The organism is Acinetobacter pullicarnis (genome assembly GCF_006352475.1).
Classification (GTDB): Bacteria; Pseudomonadota; Gammaproteobacteria; order Pseudomonadales; family Moraxellaceae; genus Acinetobacter; species Acinetobacter pullicarnis.
On the sequence record NZ_VCMZ01000001.1, the window covers coordinates 787,304 to 804,045 of the forward strand.

Annotated in this window: 18 protein-coding genes; 16 read left to right on the forward strand and 2 right to left on the reverse strand. The window is 41.0% G+C overall.

Features of this window, described 5'->3' with window-relative positions; genetic code table 11:
* Positions 1-2: 2 nt before the first annotated feature.
* The 4 genes from panC to yjgA are packed head-to-tail and all read left to right on the forward strand — an operon-like array spanning position 3 to position 2,533.
* On the forward strand, positions 3-851 hold the full coding sequence (gene panC / locus FD716_RS03305; protein ID WP_139850945.1) for a pantoate--beta-alanine ligase: 849 nt from the start codon (positions 3-5) through the stop codon (positions 849-851).
* Between the two features lie 23 nt (positions 852-874).
* On the forward strand, positions 875-1,729 hold the full coding sequence (gene rapZ / locus FD716_RS03310) for an RNase adapter RapZ (RefSeq protein WP_139850946.1): 855 nt from the start codon (positions 875-877) through the stop codon (positions 1,727-1,729).
* Positions 1,722-1,991 carry an HPr family phosphocarrier protein gene (locus FD716_RS03315; protein WP_139850947.1) on the forward strand — a complete coding sequence of 90 codons (270 nt, stop codon included), beginning with the start codon at positions 1,722-1,724 and terminating at the stop codon, positions 1,989-1,991. Before rapZ ends, FD716_RS03315 begins: the two co-directional genes overlap by 8 nt.
* Positions 1,992-1,993: 2 nt before the next feature.
* Positions 1,994-2,533, forward strand: coding sequence for a ribosome biogenesis factor YjgA (gene yjgA / locus FD716_RS03320; RefSeq protein WP_139850948.1), 540 nt, complete (start codon positions 1,994-1,996; stop codon positions 2,531-2,533).
* A 143-nt stretch (positions 2,534-2,676) separates the two neighbouring features.
* On the opposite strand, the gene FD716_RS03325 is transcribed toward yjgA, so the two are convergent.
* Positions 2,677-4,317: an acyl-CoA synthetase gene (locus FD716_RS03325; protein WP_139850949.1), complete on the reverse strand. Its 1,641-nt coding sequence runs from the start codon at positions 4,315-4,317 to the stop codon at positions 2,677-2,679.
* Positions 4,318-5,044: 727 nt separating this feature from the next.
* Here FD716_RS03325 and thrS point away from each other — a divergent pair.
* The 9 genes from thrS (at position 5,045) to FD716_RS03370 (ending at position 11,590) form a co-directional block, all read left to right on the forward strand.
* A complete protein-coding gene (gene thrS, locus FD716_RS03330; RefSeq protein WP_139850950.1) occupies positions 5,045-6,967 on the forward strand; it encodes a threonine--tRNA ligase in 1,923 nt (640 codons plus the stop codon).
* Between the two features lie 5 nt (positions 6,968-6,972).
* Complete coding sequence (gene infC, locus FD716_RS03335) at positions 6,973-7,524, forward strand: translation initiation factor IF-3 (protein ID WP_139850951.1); 552 nt, start codon at positions 6,973-6,975, stop codon at positions 7,522-7,524.
* A gap of 204 nt (positions 7,525-7,728) precedes the next feature.
* The gene (locus tag FD716_RS03340; RefSeq protein WP_139850952.1) at positions 7,729-8,346 is read left to right on the forward strand and encodes a glutathione S-transferase N-terminal domain-containing protein; all 618 of its coding nucleotides are present in this window, start codon (positions 7,729-7,731) and stop codon (positions 8,344-8,346) included.
* A 174-nt stretch (positions 8,347-8,520) separates the two neighbouring features.
* A complete protein-coding gene (locus FD716_RS03345; RefSeq protein ID WP_139850953.1) occupies positions 8,521-8,871 on the forward strand; it encodes a hypothetical protein in 351 nt (116 codons plus the stop codon).
* A gap of 1 nt (position 8,872) precedes the next feature.
* On the forward strand, positions 8,873-9,298 hold the full coding sequence (locus FD716_RS03350) for a YqaA family protein (RefSeq protein ID WP_139850954.1): 426 nt from the start codon (positions 8,873-8,875) through the stop codon (positions 9,296-9,298).
* Between the two features lie 185 nt (positions 9,299-9,483).
* Complete coding sequence (rpmI, locus tag FD716_RS03355) at positions 9,484-9,678, forward strand: 50S ribosomal protein L35 (protein WP_001096359.1); 195 nt, start codon at positions 9,484-9,486, stop codon at positions 9,676-9,678.
* An 11-nt stretch (positions 9,679-9,689) separates the two neighbouring features.
* Positions 9,690-10,049 carry a 50S ribosomal protein L20 gene (gene rplT, locus FD716_RS03360; RefSeq protein ID WP_086189120.1) on the forward strand — a complete coding sequence of 120 codons (360 nt, stop codon included), beginning with the start codon at positions 9,690-9,692 and terminating at the stop codon, positions 10,047-10,049.
* A gap of 247 nt (positions 10,050-10,296) precedes the next feature.
* Positions 10,297-10,848 (forward strand): NADAR family protein, encoded by a 552-nt coding sequence (locus FD716_RS03365; protein ID WP_139850955.1) that lies wholly within the window; start codon positions 10,297-10,299, stop codon positions 10,846-10,848.
* A 259-nt stretch (positions 10,849-11,107) separates the two neighbouring features.
* Positions 11,108-11,590, forward strand: a complete 483-nt coding sequence (locus tag FD716_RS03370) for a GNAT family N-acetyltransferase (protein WP_139850956.1) — start codon at positions 11,108-11,110, stop codon at positions 11,588-11,590.
* A 117-nt stretch (positions 11,591-11,707) separates the two neighbouring features.
* Here the strand turns inward: FD716_RS03370 and FD716_RS03375 are convergent, their stop codons facing one another.
* Positions 11,708-12,748: a hypothetical protein gene (locus FD716_RS03375; protein WP_139850957.1), complete on the reverse strand. Its 1,041-nt coding sequence runs from the start codon at positions 12,746-12,748 to the stop codon at positions 11,708-11,710.
* A gap of 157 nt (positions 12,749-12,905) precedes the next feature.
* Between FD716_RS03375 and pheS the strand changes: the two genes are divergently transcribed.
* The 3 genes from pheS to FD716_RS03390 are packed head-to-tail and all read left to right on the forward strand — an operon-like array spanning position 12,906 to position 16,595.
* Positions 12,906-13,886, forward strand: a complete 981-nt coding sequence (pheS, locus tag FD716_RS03380) for a phenylalanine--tRNA ligase subunit alpha (RefSeq protein WP_139850958.1) — start codon at positions 12,906-12,908, stop codon at positions 13,884-13,886.
* 31 nt (positions 13,887-13,917) lie between these two features.
* On the forward strand, positions 13,918-16,299 hold the full coding sequence (gene pheT, locus FD716_RS03385; protein ID WP_139850959.1) for a phenylalanine--tRNA ligase subunit beta: 2,382 nt from the start codon (positions 13,918-13,920) through the stop codon (positions 16,297-16,299).
* A complete protein-coding gene (locus FD716_RS03390) occupies positions 16,296-16,595 on the forward strand; it encodes an integration host factor subunit alpha (RefSeq protein WP_139850960.1) in 300 nt (99 codons plus the stop codon). Before pheT ends, FD716_RS03390 begins: the two co-directional genes overlap by 4 nt.
* The last annotated feature ends 147 nt before the right edge of the window (positions 16,596-16,742 follow it).

A 16,742-nucleotide genomic window follows, 5' to 3' on the forward strand; every position in this document is an offset into this window, starting at 1 on the left:
TCATGAAAATGGAAACCAGCATCCAGGGTTTGTCTGCTTCGCTGCAAACTGCGCGTTCAGCACGTAAAATCATTGGTTTTGTGCCGACCATGGGGAATCTGCATCAAGGACATTTAAATTTAGTCCGTGAAGCACGAAACTTATGTGATGTGGTCGTGGTGAGTATTTTCGTTAATCCAATTCAGTTTGGGCCAAATGAAGATTTTGAAAGTTATCCACGGACCTTAGAGCAAGATAGTCATTTGCTTGCAGAAGCGGGCTGTGACGTATTGTTCGCACCTTCTGTTGAACAAATGTATGGTCAGCATCAACGCTTGACCAATATTAGTGTTGCTCAAATCACCAATGATCTGTGTGGTTTACAACGTCCAGGCCATTTTGATGGTGTGGCGGTGGTGGTGACTAAATTGTTTAATATGGTTCAGCCCAATTATGCTTTTTTTGGCCAGAAAGATTTTCAGCAGTTGGCCGTTATTACACAAATGGTGCGTGATTTAAACATGCCTGTTGAAGTGATTGGTGTGGAGATCACTCGGGCTGAAGACGGTTTGGCGTTGAGTTCACGCAATGCTTATTTGAGTGAGGAGCAACGTAAAGTTGCCCCAAACATTTATCAAAATTTAAAATTGGCTGAGCAGCATTTGCATCAAGGCGAAGCTTTGGTTAAGGTGTTGGCAGATTTACGCAATGCGCTGAGCGAAGTCGGCTTTGAAGTTGACTATGTAGAAGCAAGAACACCGATGCTAGAAAATGTTGAACAGTTCGATAAAGATATTGTATTGTTTGTCGCAGCGAAGCTCGGTAACACGCGTTTGATTGATAATCTACAGCTTAAGTACATTCAACCATAAATTGTTTTAAGGAATGCCATGCCATGAAACGTATACTTATCGTGACAGGACAATCTGGTTCAGGCAAGTCCTCTGCTTTGCAGGTGCTTGAGGACTTGGGTTATTACTGTATCGATAATTTACCTTTGGTATTGCTTCCTGAAATCGTTGAAAAACTAGACAAAGAAAACAATCTTGAACAATTGGCTTTGGGTGTTGATGTGAGGAGCACCCAAGAGGATTTACAAGGCTTTGATCGGGTGTTCGAGCAGCTCCAGAAACATGGATCTGTGGATGTCATTTATTTGACCACCAATGATCAAGAATTGTTTTCGCGTTTTAGTGCATCGCGTCGCCCATATCCATTGGCGATCCGTTGCCAGAGTTTAAATGAGTGCATTCAGGAAGAAAAAACCTTATTGCTCCCGATCAAACTCAAAGCAACGGTGCAAATTGATACCACCGATAAAAGTGTGCATGACTTAAAAGATATCTTATTGTCTAAGTTGGGGCAGTCGGATAACTTAATTCTGATTTTACAGTCATTTGGTTATAAATATGGTGTTCCATTGGATGCCGATTTTATTTTTGATGTGCGACATTTGCCCAATCCACATTGGGATTTAGCATTGCGCAAATATTCAGGTTTGGACGCGCCCGTGCGTGAGTTCTTGTCTGAAAATGTGCTTGCTAACGATATGTTTGAAGATATTTATCAGTTGTTATTAAAATGGTTGCCTACTTTTTCAGAAGGTCATCGTCATTATGTGACGGTGTCAATTGGATGTACAGGTGGTCAACATCGTTCTGTTTATATGGTGGATCGGTTAACAAAAGCGCTTATGGCGGACTGGCCGGTTCAAGTTTTACATAGAGAAATGAAGCACTGGCATGATTGACACCACTATAGATGTAATCAACAAATTGGGATTGCATGCGCGCGCATCGGGTAAACTAATTGAAGTAACGACCAAGTTCCGTGCTTCAATTCAAATAGGGAAAGGGGATAAGTTGGTGGATGCCAAAAATATTCTTTCTTTATTGATGTTAGGTGCAGGCAAAGGTACGACATTAAGATTGGTGATTGACGGGGTAGACGAAGATCAAGCTTTGTCCGAAGTTCAAGCACTGTTCGCAGCAAAATTTTATGAGGCAGAATAATCGTGGCACGACGAACGCAACGTTTCACTGAAGATGACTTTGATTCTTTAGAAGGGCGTGCAAGTAAAACGGAACAAAAGAAAGCAGTGCAGCGTATGGCCGCATTGGGTGAGCAATTGGCTGACCTTCCTAAAAAACAAATCCAGAATCTTCCAGTGGAAGAGCGTTTAATTGATGCATTGTTAGAAGTGCAGCAGATTAGTTCGTTTGAAGCGCGCCGCCGTCAGTTCCTCCGAATTGGTAAACTCCTGCGTAATGAAGATGAAACAGTCATTTTATCTTATTTAACCCCGCAACAAGGTGCGAAAAAAACCGCACAATTACAGCGTTGGGTGGATCGTATGATTGCTCAGGGCGATCCTGCGATTAATGAATTCACCAAAATGCACAAGGCTTCAGAAAGACATCCACTGCGTCAGCATTTGTTGCGCATTGAGCGTGATGTGAAGCAGCAAGTTTCTGCTGAAGAGCTTGAAGCATCAAAATTAAAGCTATTTAACTATGTACAACAAGTGGCTTTGATTTCTGAAAACACCAAGTAAATGAATAGATTAAGCTGTTGATAATGAATCGGTAAAGTGATCGATTTTACCGACTCATTGTATGATAAAAAGCCGCTGTCTTTGATACCAAGACAGCGGCTTTTATTTGACAGGTTGATGGGTTGAGAAGAACTTGGCCAAAATTAGCTTTCTGCTTCAGCGTGTTGTTTTGCCCATTCTCGCAAGATAAATTTCTGTAATTTTCCAGTCGATGTTTTGGGGATTTCCATGAGAATCACATCTTTGGGTACTTTATAGCGTGCCAAATGTATTTTACAGAATTCAATGATTTCCTCGGGGGTCACATTACTTTCTGGTTTGAGTTCAATAAAGGCACAAGGAACTTCCTGCCAACGCATATCAGGTTTTGCCACCACAGCTGCAGTCATGATCGCGGGATGGGTGTAGAGCACCTCTTCAATTTCTAAAGATGAAATGTTTTCGCCCCCAGAAATAATAATATCTTTGGAACGGTCCATAATTTTGGCATAGCCATCGGGTTGGCACACAGCCAAGTCTCCACTGTGGAACCATCCGCCCTTAAAAGCTTCTGCGGTTGCTTCGGGGTTCTTTAAATACCCCTTCATGACGATATTACCTCTAAACATGATTTCACCCATGGTGACACCATCATTTGGAACTGGTTGCATGGTATCAGGATCAAGCACACGCATGGCATCTTGCAGAGGATACGGCACGCCTTGACGTGAGTGCAGTTGGGCTTGTTCTTGAATTGACAATTCGCTCCAACCCGCTTGAGTTGCACATAGCCCAGATGGGCCATAGGTTTCAGTCAGACCATAGACATGATTCACATGAATACCAATATGATGCATGCCTTCAATAATTGCAGCAGGTGGTGCTGCACCGGCCACCATGACTTCGACACGATGTTTAAATTGAATCTGTTGAGCTTTCGGGGTGTTAATTAACATTGACAAAACAATCGGTGCACCACAGAAATAATCAACGTTATATTGGTCAATCAGTTGATAGACCAAGCCTGGATCGACTTTTCTTAAGCAAATGTTGGTACCGCCATTGGCTGCAATACTCCAAGCAAAACACCAACCATTACAATGAAATAAAGGCAAAGTCCAGAGATATGTCGCGCGTGGTTTCATACCGCAAGCCAAAATATTACTGGCAGCATTGAGGTAGGCACCACGATGATGATAGACCACACCTTTTGGATTGCCAGTGGTGCCAGAAGTGTAATTTAAACTAATCGCATCCCATTCATCTTGCGGGAGATGCCAGTCAAAATCAGGGTCTCCAGCAGCCAACCAATCTTCATATTCGATCTGGCCAATGCGTGGGCTCGTATCATTGTGTTCATACTCAACATCTGCGACATCAATGACAATAATCTGTTGAGGTGCTAGACGAATCGCCTCCTGTGCGACAGCTGCAAATTCAGGATCGACCAAAAGTACTTTGGTTTCAGCATGTTCAAGCATAAATCCTAGCGTTTTAGCATCTAGCCGAGTATTAAGTGTGTTGAGTACGGCACCAGCCATCGGGACAGCGAAATGGGCTTCGATCATCGCCGGAATATTCGGTAATAAGACCGAAACCGTATCATTTTTTTGAATACCAAGCTGTTGAAGCTGATGGGCAAACTGGCGACAGCGACGATAGCTGTGTTGCCAACTGATATGGCGCTGGCCATGCACAATCGCATCTTGGTGTGGGTAAATATAGGCTGCACGTTCTAAGTAACGCAGCGGTGTTAAGGCCACAAAGTTGGCAGGGGTGCGGATAAGCTCATCATAAGCGCTCATTTTATTAACTCCATTTAATTTTTTTAAGCACACTGTTTTAGAAGATATAAATTATCACAACAGATTGCATTTATGCTTTAGTCGCGCTTTATTTTGGAAAATAGTTGGATAGACCACGGTATTACTGGATCGGGACTGCTGCTAGGAGGTGCTTTGCTGCTTTATAGCGACAGTCAAAGTAAAAACAATCATCTTTTATGTAATGTATATATCGTATTAAAACAAAGCGATTAGGCTGATACAGTTGAATTGGTTTTATATATTTTTTATATATTTATTAAGTGATTAACCTAGGCCTAGTGGCGTAATTTTACAGCATCATGAATAGCTTGCAGATACAGATGTAGATAAAGGTCTATTGAGACTGGGGTTGGTCTGACTGTAATTTATCTTATGAGGATTGTTTGGTTTTTATTGCATATATGCCAATTTAAGCGCGGTTTATTCAAGCTTAGGTGAGCAGTACTTTGATAAAATTTTATTCAATTTCTTTACTTAAATGACTGTTATTGTTTTTAATTTGATATTCTTTATAACCTAATTAACGCTTTATGCGTGATCCTAATTTTTAAAACTGAGACAAAGGTTTATTAATCTTCTTTTAAGGTGTAAAATTTTACACCTAATTTATTTATTTCCCACCGATTTTATCTTGAGGTAGATCCTCGATCATAATCTCGCGGTGATATGCTCTTCAGTATGGGGCATCACTCCTTAAGGATTTTTTATGCCGATTATTACATTGCCAAATGGCGACCAAAAAAGTTTCGACCAAGCAGTTTCCGTTTTAGAAGTGGCTCAAAGTATAGGGCCAGGCCTTGCAAAGAATACGGTTGCAGGACGCGTGAATGGTCAATTAGTCGATGCCAGCGACATGATCACTGAAGATGCGAGCCTACAAATTATTACACCAAAAGATCAAGACGGGGTGGAAATTATCCGTCACTCTTGCGCGCATTTGGTCGGACATGCGGTAAAACAGTTGTTCCCAGAAGCGAAAATGGTAATTGGACCAGTCATTGAAGATGGTTTCTATTACGATATCTGGACACCTGAGCCATTCACTTTGGATGATATGGCTGCAATTGAAGCACGTATGAAAAAATTGATTGACCAAGATTATGAGGTCATCAAAAAAATGACACCGCGTGAATTGGTGATTGAAGAATTTACCGCACGTGGCGAAGAATATAAGTTACGCTTGATTGCTGACATGCCAGAAGAAACAGAATTGGGCTTGTACTACCATCAAGATTATTTGGATATGTGCCGTGGTCCGCACGTACCGAATACTAAGTTTTTAAAATCATTTAAGTTGACTAAAATTTCAGGCGCATACTGGCGCGGTGATGCGAAAAACGAACAGTTACAACGTATTTATGGTACAGCATGGGCAGACAAAAAAGAGCTGACGGCATATATCAAACGTATTGAAGAAGCTGAAAAGCGCGATCACCGTAAGATTGGTAAAGCCTTAGATCTCTTCCATATGCAAGAAGAAGCACCAGGTATGGTGTTCTGGCATCCGAATGGTTGGACTATTTATCAGGTACTTGAGCAATATATGCGTCAAGTGCAAAATGAGAATGGTTACCAAGAAATTCGTACTCCGCAAGTCGTTGATATCAGCTTGTGGAAAAAATCGGGACATGCGGCAAACTATGCTGAAAACATGTTTACGACCCACTCAGAAAGTCGTGAATATGCCGTCAAACCAATGAACTGCCCGTGTCATGTACAGGTATTTAACCAAGGCTTAAAATCTTACCGTGAACTCCCAATTCGCTTAGCTGAATTTGGTTCTTGTCATCGTAATGAGCCATCTGGTTCTTTACACGGTATTATGCGTGTACGTGGTTTTACCCAAGATGATGCACATATTTTTTGTACCACAGCGCAAATTGCTGAAGAAGTTTCTAAATTTATCCAACTGACTTTAGATGTGTATAAAGACTTCGGCTTTGAAGAAGTGCAAATGAAATTGTCTACACGTCCTGAAAAACGTGTAGGTAGCGAAGAAATGTGGGATACCGCAGAAAAAGCTTTAGCTGATGCATTGGATGCAGCGGGCTTACCTTGGGAATTACAACCAGGTGAGGGTGCATTCTATGGTCCGAAAATTGAATTCTCTTTAAAAGACTGTCTCGGTCGGGTTTGGCAATGTGGTACGATCCAATGTGATCCGAATATGCCAGAACGTTTAGACGCGAGTTATGTCACTGAAGACAATGATCGTGATTATCCAATCATGTTACATCGCGCAATTCTTGGTAGTTTTGAACGATTTATTGGTATACTTATTGAACATTACGCAGGATTTATGCCACCATGGTTGGCACCAATCCAAGCATGTGTCATGAATATTACCGATTCTCAGGCAGTTGCTTGCGAGCAAGTGGTTGCAAAACTCAAAGAAAGTGGAATTCGTGCCATTTCAGACTTGAGAAATGAGAAAATCGGCTTTAAGATTCGTGAGCGTACTTTAGAGCGTGTTCCTTACTTATTGGTCCTTGGTGATCGAGAAGTTGAGGATGGTACCGTGAATGTGCGTACCCGCTCAGGAACAAATTTAGGGACTATGTCAATTGATGCCTTTATTGACTTAGTGAAAGCAGCCGTAGCCGAACGTGGCCGGTATATTGTGGAGTAAGAAAGATTAAACAGCCTGATCGTAACCAACAACAAGGTGCTAAAAGCAATCGTCCTGCACTAAATGACGAGATTCGTGCGAAAGAAGTACGTCTCGTTGGTGCAGATGGAGAACAGAAAGGAATCGTTTTATTAAGCGAAGCCTTGCGTGCTGCAGAAGAAGTTGAGCTTGATCTTGTTGAGATTGTTGCTAATGCAGAACCACCTGTTTGTAAAATTATGGACTTCAATAAACATCTATTTGATCTGAAACAAAAGCAAAAAGATGCAAAAAAGAAGCAGCATCAAGTACAAGTCAAAGAGATTAAGTTGCGTCCCGGTACAGATATCGGTGATTACAATGTGAAGCTGCGTGCTATTCAGCGTTTCTTGGAAGAGGGTAATAAAGTAAAAATTACTTTACGCTTCCGTGGTCGTGAGATGGCACATCAACAGTTGGGTCTGGCACAATTACAGAAAATTGAAGCAGATGTTGCTGAATTTGGTGTAGTTGAACAAGCACCGAAAATGGAAGGTCGTCAAATGGGTATGTTACTTGGACCTAAAAAGAAAAAGTAATCCCATTCCGCAAAAAAGCACTGCTCCATGCAGTGCTTTTTTTTATGGCTGCATTCTTATAAAAGTTTTTAGTTTTAATGCTGTTTTGAGATTGATAACATATAGATGCTGAAAAAGTGCATACTTCAGAGCAGCTTTATCTTTTAAATTTCTCTAAAATAAAGTTGAATATTGCAAATAATTCCAAGTGACGAAGGATCTAAAATGATTGATTTATATTATTGGGGTACACCCAATGGGCAGAAAATTACGATTGCTTTAGAAGAAATGGAATTGGAATATCAAATTTTCCCGATCAATATTCTTGAAAATGACCAGTTTCAACCTGACTTTCTAAAAATATCCCCAAATAATAAAATTCCAGCCATTGTTGATCAAGATGGACCGAATGGTGAGGCCATTTCAGTTTTTGAATCAGGTGCAATCTTACAATATCTTGGTCGCAAAACAGCTTTGTTTTATCCGACAGATGAGCAAGACCGCGTTGAGGTTGAGCAGTGGTTAATGTGGCAAATGGGTGGTTTTGGTCCAATGTTAGGGCAAAATCATCATTTTAGTAAGTTTGCACCTGAACGCATTGCCTATGCGACTGAACGCTATGTGAATGAAACCAAGCGCCTGTATAAGGTACTGAATCAACAATTGATTGGGCAGAAGTATGTCGCAGGAAGTTACTCGATTGCTGATATGGCAATATTACCTTGGGTGTTAAGACATGAGTGGCAACAAATTCAGTTAGAAGACTATCCTTATATTAAAGAATACGTTGAGAGGTTGACTGCGCGACCAGCAGTGCAAAAAGCATTATCGATTCAGCTTTGATTGACTTAAGTTATTGTTTTTTATTTGAGTTGCTCTCAGAAAAGCGTACTTTTCCGACGAATCCAATGTGCATTTTGACGTGGGCGAATCCCCAGTGTTATGAAGAAAATATTTTTTAGACATTGGATAATTGCATTGAGTCTACTCACTGCTTCAGCCATATTGTGTAGCCTAATGCAGGATGCCTATGCAGTTGACCAAGTTGGTTTACTTGTATTGTTATTTATGTCGCTTAGTAATTTAATTTTTTCATTACTCTTTGCAGGGCTTCAAAGAAAATTGCAAAACTCACTCAAATTGACAATAGTATTGGTTAGCCTGATTGCGTTCATACAGGTGCTTTTAAACTACAGCTATCATCATTTGTATATTGATTGGGCTGCAGTTGCAGAGGGGCGTGATCAACTCACAGGCTTGCAAAGGTTTGTTCGTAGTCAACTGACCTACTGGGGCATTTATTTGTTGCCATTTATATTTTCAATGGCTATCTATCTGTCTAGGCAGATTAAACGTAATTCTCTCTGATATGGCTTATCTACTGCTTTTTATCTCAGCCTTTGGCGCTGCAACCTTACTGCCATTACAATCAGAAGCGGTATTGGTTGGTTTATTGCTACAAAATAAATACTCGATATTTGGGTTGATTGCTTTTGCGAGTGTAGGGAATATTTTAGGTTCCTGCGTAAATTGGTACTTTGGTATTAAAATAGAACAATTCAAAGATCGTAAATGGTTTCCAATCTCTGCGGTCAAAATGGCCAAAGCAGAGGTGATCTATCAAAAATATGGTTATTGGTCCTTGCTGCTCAGTTGGGTGCCGATTATTGGTGATCCAATCACGTTGGTTGCAGGCCTGCTGAAAGAAAACTTTTATCGTTTTTTATTGATGGTAAGCATCGCTAAAACAGGCCGTTATATTTTTATTTACTTTGCTGTTCTAGGCTTTGTTTGAGCAGGTTGAGTGTCGAGCAATACTATATGTTGATTTCGTCATCTATTATTCGGAGCAAAGCTGAAGGAAAATCCACGTTAATGCTTTCGTTTTGTACTGGAATGATTTAGAATGCTGCCTTCCTTACCTGCAGGTCGTTGTTGCAATGGTGCACACGTGCCGAACAGGTGATTAAAGAGGTTGTTATGGCTAAGTTAAAAACTCGCCGTGGTGCAGCTAAACGTTTCAAAGCGACTGCAAACGGTTTCAAGCGTAAACAAGCATTTAAACGCCACATTTTGACCAAAAAATCTGCTAAACGTATTCGTCAATTGCGCGGCTGTGTAATGGTTCACGTCAGTGACGTGGCTTCAGTTCGTCGTATGTGCCCATACATCTAAGGAGATTATAAATGGCTCGTGTAAAACGTGGTGTACAGGCTCATCGCCGTCATAAAAAAATTCTTGCTCGCGCTAAAGGTTACTACGGTGCACGTTCGCGCGTTTATCGCGTAGCGTTCCAAGCGGTAATCAAAGCGGGTCAATACGCTTACCGTGACCGTCGTCAAAAGAAACGTCAATTCCGTGCTCTATGGATTGCTCGTATCAACGCTGGTGCGCGTTTAAACGGTTTATCATACAGCCGTATGATTTCTGGTTTGAAAAAAGCACAAATCATCATCGATCGTCGCGTTCTTGCTGACATCGCTATGCATGATGCAGTTGCATTTGCTGCTATCGCTGAAAAAGCGAAAAGCGCATTAGCTGCATAAGCTAAGTTGATTTAAAGAAGACCGCATTTGCGGTCTTTTTTGTTTTTTATGGTTTTGTTTCGAATAGATTGCAGGTTGATTGCTTAAAATACATCAGAAAAATCGTAAAAATATCTGAGCATAATGCGGGCTCCTGAATTGCAACACATTAAATTTATTCAAATGAAGTCTCGACAGCAGATTCAAGATTACCTACAACAATTTGATTAAGTCTAAGGACTTAAGCTTAAGATAGAGTTTTAAAAATATGAACGATATAAATTATTTAACCGATTTACAAAACCAAGTGCAGCAGGGGAAATCGTTTAACTATTTGTGCTTTTGGGGACACACCCCAAAGAACAAAATGGCTGTCGATCAGAGCTGCCTGAGTCAATGGTTTCCATCGATATTCGAAGTGGACGGTATTCAATACCAGTCAGCTGAACAGTTTATGATGGCTAAAAAAGCAGAATTATTTAAAGATACTGAAATTTTTCAACAGATTATTGCTTCTGCTGATCCTAAGCAGATGAAGGCTTTGGGGCGTTTAGTGAAGGGCTATGATGATGTCATTTGGCAGCAGCAGCGCTTTGACATTGTTGTACAAGGTAATTGTGCAAAGTTCTCTCAGAATTCCTTGCTTAAGCAGTTTTTAATCGGGACGGAGACTCAAGTTTTAGTTGAGGCATCACCCGTTGATAAAATTTGGGGGATAGGCCTTGCTGCAGATCATGCAGATGCAAAGCAGCCCTTGCACTGGAAGGGTTTGAATTTGCTTGGCTTTGCTTTAATGCAGGCACGAGTGAAGTTGCTCTGATTTGATGAAACTGCTTGTTAAGAAGGCCGCTGTTGCGGTCTTTTTTATGCCTAAACAATGTTGGGTGAAATAAGAAAATTTTGCCCGAATTGATTTAATTCATTTAAATTTCCAAGCTTAATAAGCATTTGATTATTTATGAAGTATCACCTCTTGAAGCGCTATATCGGCTTAGATATGATCGATTTGTAATATTCAAGCATCTTTCTATTAAGACTCGTTTTATCAATATCATATCAAGAATAAAAAGAGGATTTTGATGATTAGAATTGCAAATCATGCCGATATTGATGCGATTGCACAGGTGCATGTGAAAAGTTGGATGGAAAGCTATCAGGGGATCATTCGTCCTGCGATTTTGGATGCGCATGATTTTGCCAAGTGTCAGCAAATTTGGCAGTACGTTATGAAAGATGGTCATCATCAAGTTTGGGTGTGTGAAGAAGAGGAGCAGATTCAAGGCTTTATGGATGTTTATCTGATTCCTAATCAAAATGTTGCAGAGATCAAAGCACTCTATTTGTTGAAGAAAAGCCAAGGTCAAGGCATTGGCACAGCAATGCTGCAACTGGCTTTTACACTCTGTAAAGCATTTGATTATCATCAAGTTCAGCTTGAGGTGTTTGATCGAAATCCAAGTTGCTTGTTCTATGAAAAATTAGGCGCGAAAAAAACCGATCAAAGCGATGCTTCTGATTATGCTGATGGTCTAAATATTATTTGTTATCAATGGCTCATCTAGATTTTACAGTATTAGAAATCACTTAAACTCGCATTGGGGTAATAAACTGCAACTAAAGAGCGCAGCTTATTACCGAATATTTTGCGTCATGAGAATCTCAAACTGATCTCTGCGATGTTATAGCCCCCAATAATAGGCAGCTAAGCAAATGGCCAAGGTGATGATGATTAAAGTCAGTACATTAAATTTACTTACTTTATTTGTATTTGGTGATTGTTGTGCATACGGCATTTCAGTCCGAGGATTGATTGCGACTTGTGCTTGTGGCTCAGGATCAAAAGGCGATGGCTTAGATTTAACACTCAGTTGCGCAGTGGTATAGTGATTGGCAACTTTTACAATGAATTTTGCGGTAATTTCATCAACTTTTTGTGAGAAATGGCGTAAGTTCATTTGTATTTCGGGGCTTAGGATTTCACCTTGCTCATCGTATGGATGGTTGATTTTAGTTTGTATATATTCTGAGAGTGCTTCGAGTCGATACAGGGTCTGATGGGCATATGTTGCAGGCAAGTGATTCGGGAGTAAGGGTAAGTACTGTTCATATTCTAAGGATTGCATGGCATGATCGGTAATGCCAAAGTAAGGCATTTCTGTCTGTTCTGGTGCGCTAAAACCTTGTGCGCATTTGTTTTCGAATAGCTCAAACTCGGTATAGGCTTCAATATCATCCCAGTTTGGAGTGTTTAGATCTTGATCGACTAGTTTGGATAATTTGGGGTTGAGCTCAAATCGCCAATAGGTTTCGTGACGTAATTGCGATTGTTGTAAGGGTGGGAATGTATAATTTTCTTCGGCAAGATACCATTCTGCAAGTTCTTGACCAAAGATCCAGGCTATTTTTTTCTGGCCATGATGGCTAACAATAAAATGTGAAATAGGTAGTAATTCTACATTACTATTTGGATTTTGCTCTTTTTCTAACAGACTCGCATGATGCAAGCTAATTCGGCTCACACCTTGTTGTTTCAATGCTTCTAGCCAAATTTGAAAGTGTTGAGCAAGCAAATGTTGATTGTGCAAGTCACGAAATGCAAGTTGATGTTGATTAAAAACTTGATGTTGCACCCATTGTTTAATGTCTAAACGTTGTGCAAAGAACTCATTTCCGTAGCTCACCAGGGTGAGTTGTTGTTTCCAAATTTGATCGAGGGCCATAGGATAATCTCTGTAACAATGCACATATTTTATACTTTTATTTAACAAGAATACTAATCTGATTTTCCTGTAGAGGAAGCTTCTTCAATGTACCTAAAAACTGTTAGAATAGGCGGTTAAATTATTATTTTTTTATATTGTTTCTTTGAGAGTTAATATGTCACTGGAAGCCCTGACCACCGAAGCGCTTGCTGCAATTGCAGCAGCTCAAGACCTTGCTGCACTGGAACATGTACGGGTGCAATTTACAGGGAAAAAAAGCCAGCTCGCAGAACAATCAAAAGCGCTGGGTAAAATGGAACCTGAACAGCGTAAAGTTCAAGGCGCTGCCTTACATACGGTAAGGGAAGCGATTAATTCAGCATTGACAGCGCGTCAAGCTGAATTACATCAAGCCGCTTTAGCTCAAAAGCTCGCAACAGAAACCATTGATATTGGCTTGCCTGGGCGTGGTCAAAGCTTAGGAAGTATTCACCCCGTTGTGCAAGTTCAAGAGCGTATCTGCCAATTCTTTACAAAATCAGGTTTTGTGATTGCGACAGGCCCAGAAGTTGAAGATGACTATCATAACTTTGAAGCATTGAATATTCCTGGACATCACCCTGCACGTGCGATGCATGACACATTTTACTTTGATGTGAATCACTTGCTGCGTACACATACCTCAGGTGTGCAAGTACGTACTATGGAAAATCAGCAACCACCAATTCAGATTGTTTGCCCTGGACGTGTGTATCGTTGTGATTCGGATCAAACCCACTCACCGATGTTCCATCAAATTGAAGGTTTGTATGTTGCTGAAAATACGAGCTTTGCAGAGCTAAAAGGCTTACTGATCAATTTACTGAATGAATTTTTTGAAAAAGACCTACAGGTTCGCTTCCGTCCATCATACTTCCCATTTACAGAGCCAAGTGCTGAAGTTGACATTATGGATGAACGTGGCCGTTGGTTAGAGGTTTTGGGTTGCGGTATGGTGCATCCCAATGTACTGCGTGCTGCAGGCATAGATCCTGAAAAATATAAAGGTTTTGCTTTTGGTTTAGGTGTTGAGCGTTTTGCAATGTTGCGTTATGGCATTAACGACTTGCGCATGTTCTACCAAAATGATGTGCGTTTCTTACGTCAATTTGCTTAAAACAAAATTTGAATTTTAGGATTTTAAAGATATGAAAATTAGCGAAAATTGGTTGCGTACGTGGGTTAACCCAGCCATTGATAGTGAAACGTTGTCTAATCAGTTGACGATGTTGGGTCTTGAGGTTGATGAAATCTCACCAGCAGCAAAACCATTTACGGGGGTGGTTGTCGGTGAAGTGCTCACTGTGGAGCAACACCCTGATGCAGATCGCTTACGTGTGACAACTGTAAATATTGGTACAGATGAAATTTTACAGATTGTCTGTGGCGCACCGAATGTACGTGTCGGCATGAAAGCGCCAGTTGCAACGATTGGTGCTGTACTTCCGGGTGATTTCAAAATCAAAAAAGGCAAATTGCGCGGCATGGAATCTCAAGGGATGCTATGTGGTGCTTCTGAAATTGATCTTGAAGATAAAATTGATGGTCTTTTAGAATTACCTGATGATGCTCCTGTCGGCGTAGATATTCGTGAATACTTGCAGCTTGATGATCATGTGATTGATATTAGTATTACGCCAAATCGCGGTGACTGCTTCAGTATTCGTGGGATTGCGCGTGAAGTTGCAGTCATTAATGAAATCACGATGAATGAACCAGCATTGAAAACAGTTGCTGCAACATTGAGTGATGAAAAGAGTTTAGAAGTAACGACGGCAGGTTGTCCACGCTATTTGGGTCGTCTGATTAAAAATGTAAATACCAAAGCAGCAACGCCAGACTGGATGAGCCAAGCACTCGCACGTTCTGGTGTTCGCCAGCATAGTATTTTGGTTGATATCACCAACTATGTTTTGATGGAACTCGGTCAACCTTTGCATGCATTTGATGCCGCAAAAATTGAGGGCACGATCCACATTCGTCAAGCAGTCGCAAACGAAAGTTTAATTTTGTTGAATGATCAAGAAGTTAAATTAGCTGATGACGTTATGGTGATTGCCGATGATGCTCAGGTATTGGCGATGGCTGGGATCATGGGTGGCGCCTCTTCAGCTGTAAGTGATACGACGCATGATATTTTTCTTGAATCTGCATTCTTCGCACCATTGGCGATTGCAGGTCGTGCGAGACGTTATGGCCTACATACAGATGCTTCGCAGCGCTATGAGCGCGGTGTGGACTTTGAGCTGCCTTTACAAGCTATACATAGAGCCTCGCAATTGATTCAGGAATTGGCGGGTGGTGAATTTGGTCCGATTACTACGGCTGAAAACCTTGAACAATTGCCTAAGCGTGAATTAATTGGTTTAAATCAGACACAAGTTGATGCTTTATTGGGCTATCACATTGATGAAGAGTTCATTGACGCGGCATTGGTGCGCTTAGGTTGTCAGGTTGAGCGACTTGCTGCAGGTATTTGGTCTGTATTGCCACCATCACATCGTTATGACTTGGTAATTTACCAAGATTTGATTGAAGAGATTGCACGCATACACGGCTATGACAATATTCAAATTAGTTTGCCTGTGCTCGATGTGAAGTTTGCAGCACATGCGGATCAGTTTGAGTTGCCACAACTCCGTCAGACTTTGGTTGATTTGGGCTATCAAGAAGCAATCAGCTTTAGTTTCGCTGATGAGAAGTTAGAAAAACAACTGAATCCTGAGGTGAAGCCATTAAGGTTGGCTAATCCAATTTCAAGTGATTTGGCCGTGATGCGTTCAAGCTTACTTTCAAGTTTGATCCCATGTGTGCAATATAACTTGAATCGTCAGCAAAGCCGGGTCCGTTTGTTTGAAGTCGGATTGCGTTTTGACTACCAAAATGCAGCGAGTATTAATGATCTCAAACAAATTCCAACTTTGGCATTTATTGCAGTAGGTTCGAAACATGCTGAATCTTGGCATGCTAAAGCGCAAGCAATCGATTTCTTTGACCTGAAAGGTGAGGTGGAAACAATTCTTGCTGCAGGTCGTGTTGAAGCTACCTATGTACGTTCAACGCGTGCATGGCTACATCCTGGTCAATCTGCTGAGATTATGGTTGATGGGAAGTCGATTGGGTATTTAGGTCGTTTACATCCAAATTTAGAAGATGCACTAGATTTGAGCGCTACTTGGGTTGCTGAATTAGATCAGAGTGCTGTTTTGCAAACTTATGTATCTAGTTTTACAGAATTATCACGTTTTCCAACAGTTAGACGTGATATTGCGCTTTTAATTAGTGATAAGATTAATGTTAGCGAAATTCAGCAACTTATCGGAAAAACGGGTGGTGAGTTCTTAGGCTCTACTTGGTTGTTCGATGTTTACAAGGGGCAAGGCGTTGAACAGGGCAAACGTTCTCTAGCTTTTGCATTGTTGTGGCAACACCCTACGCGCACACTTGAAGATGCTGAAATTAAAACTGGTATGGATCATATTATTCAAGTGTTGGAAGACACTTATCAAGCGACATTGAGGGCCTCATGACAGCATTAACAAAAGCAGAAATGGCTGATCATTTAAGTGAGCTTACGAGTTTAAACCGTCGTGAAGCAAAGCAAATGGTTGAGCTATTTTTTGATGAAATTAGCCAAGCATTAATAGCGGGCGAACAGGTAAAACTTTCGGGTTTTGGAAATTTTGAATTGCGTGATAAACGTCAACGTCCAGGGCGTAATCCTAAAACGGGTGAGGAGATTCCGATCTCTGCACGACGTGTAGTGACTTTCCGTGCAGGGCAGAAGTTTAGACAGCGTGTGGGTACAGAACTGATTGATGATTGAGTTTCAGTCATCTAGTGAAAAGATCCCAGGTCGTTAAGACTTGGGTTTTTTTTATCTTTTATTTTGCTGAGTGGATAGCGATTCTTATTCTTAGCTTGTTCTGCAGTGGCGGGTGGATGTCTTATCTAATGCACTTATGAGCGATGC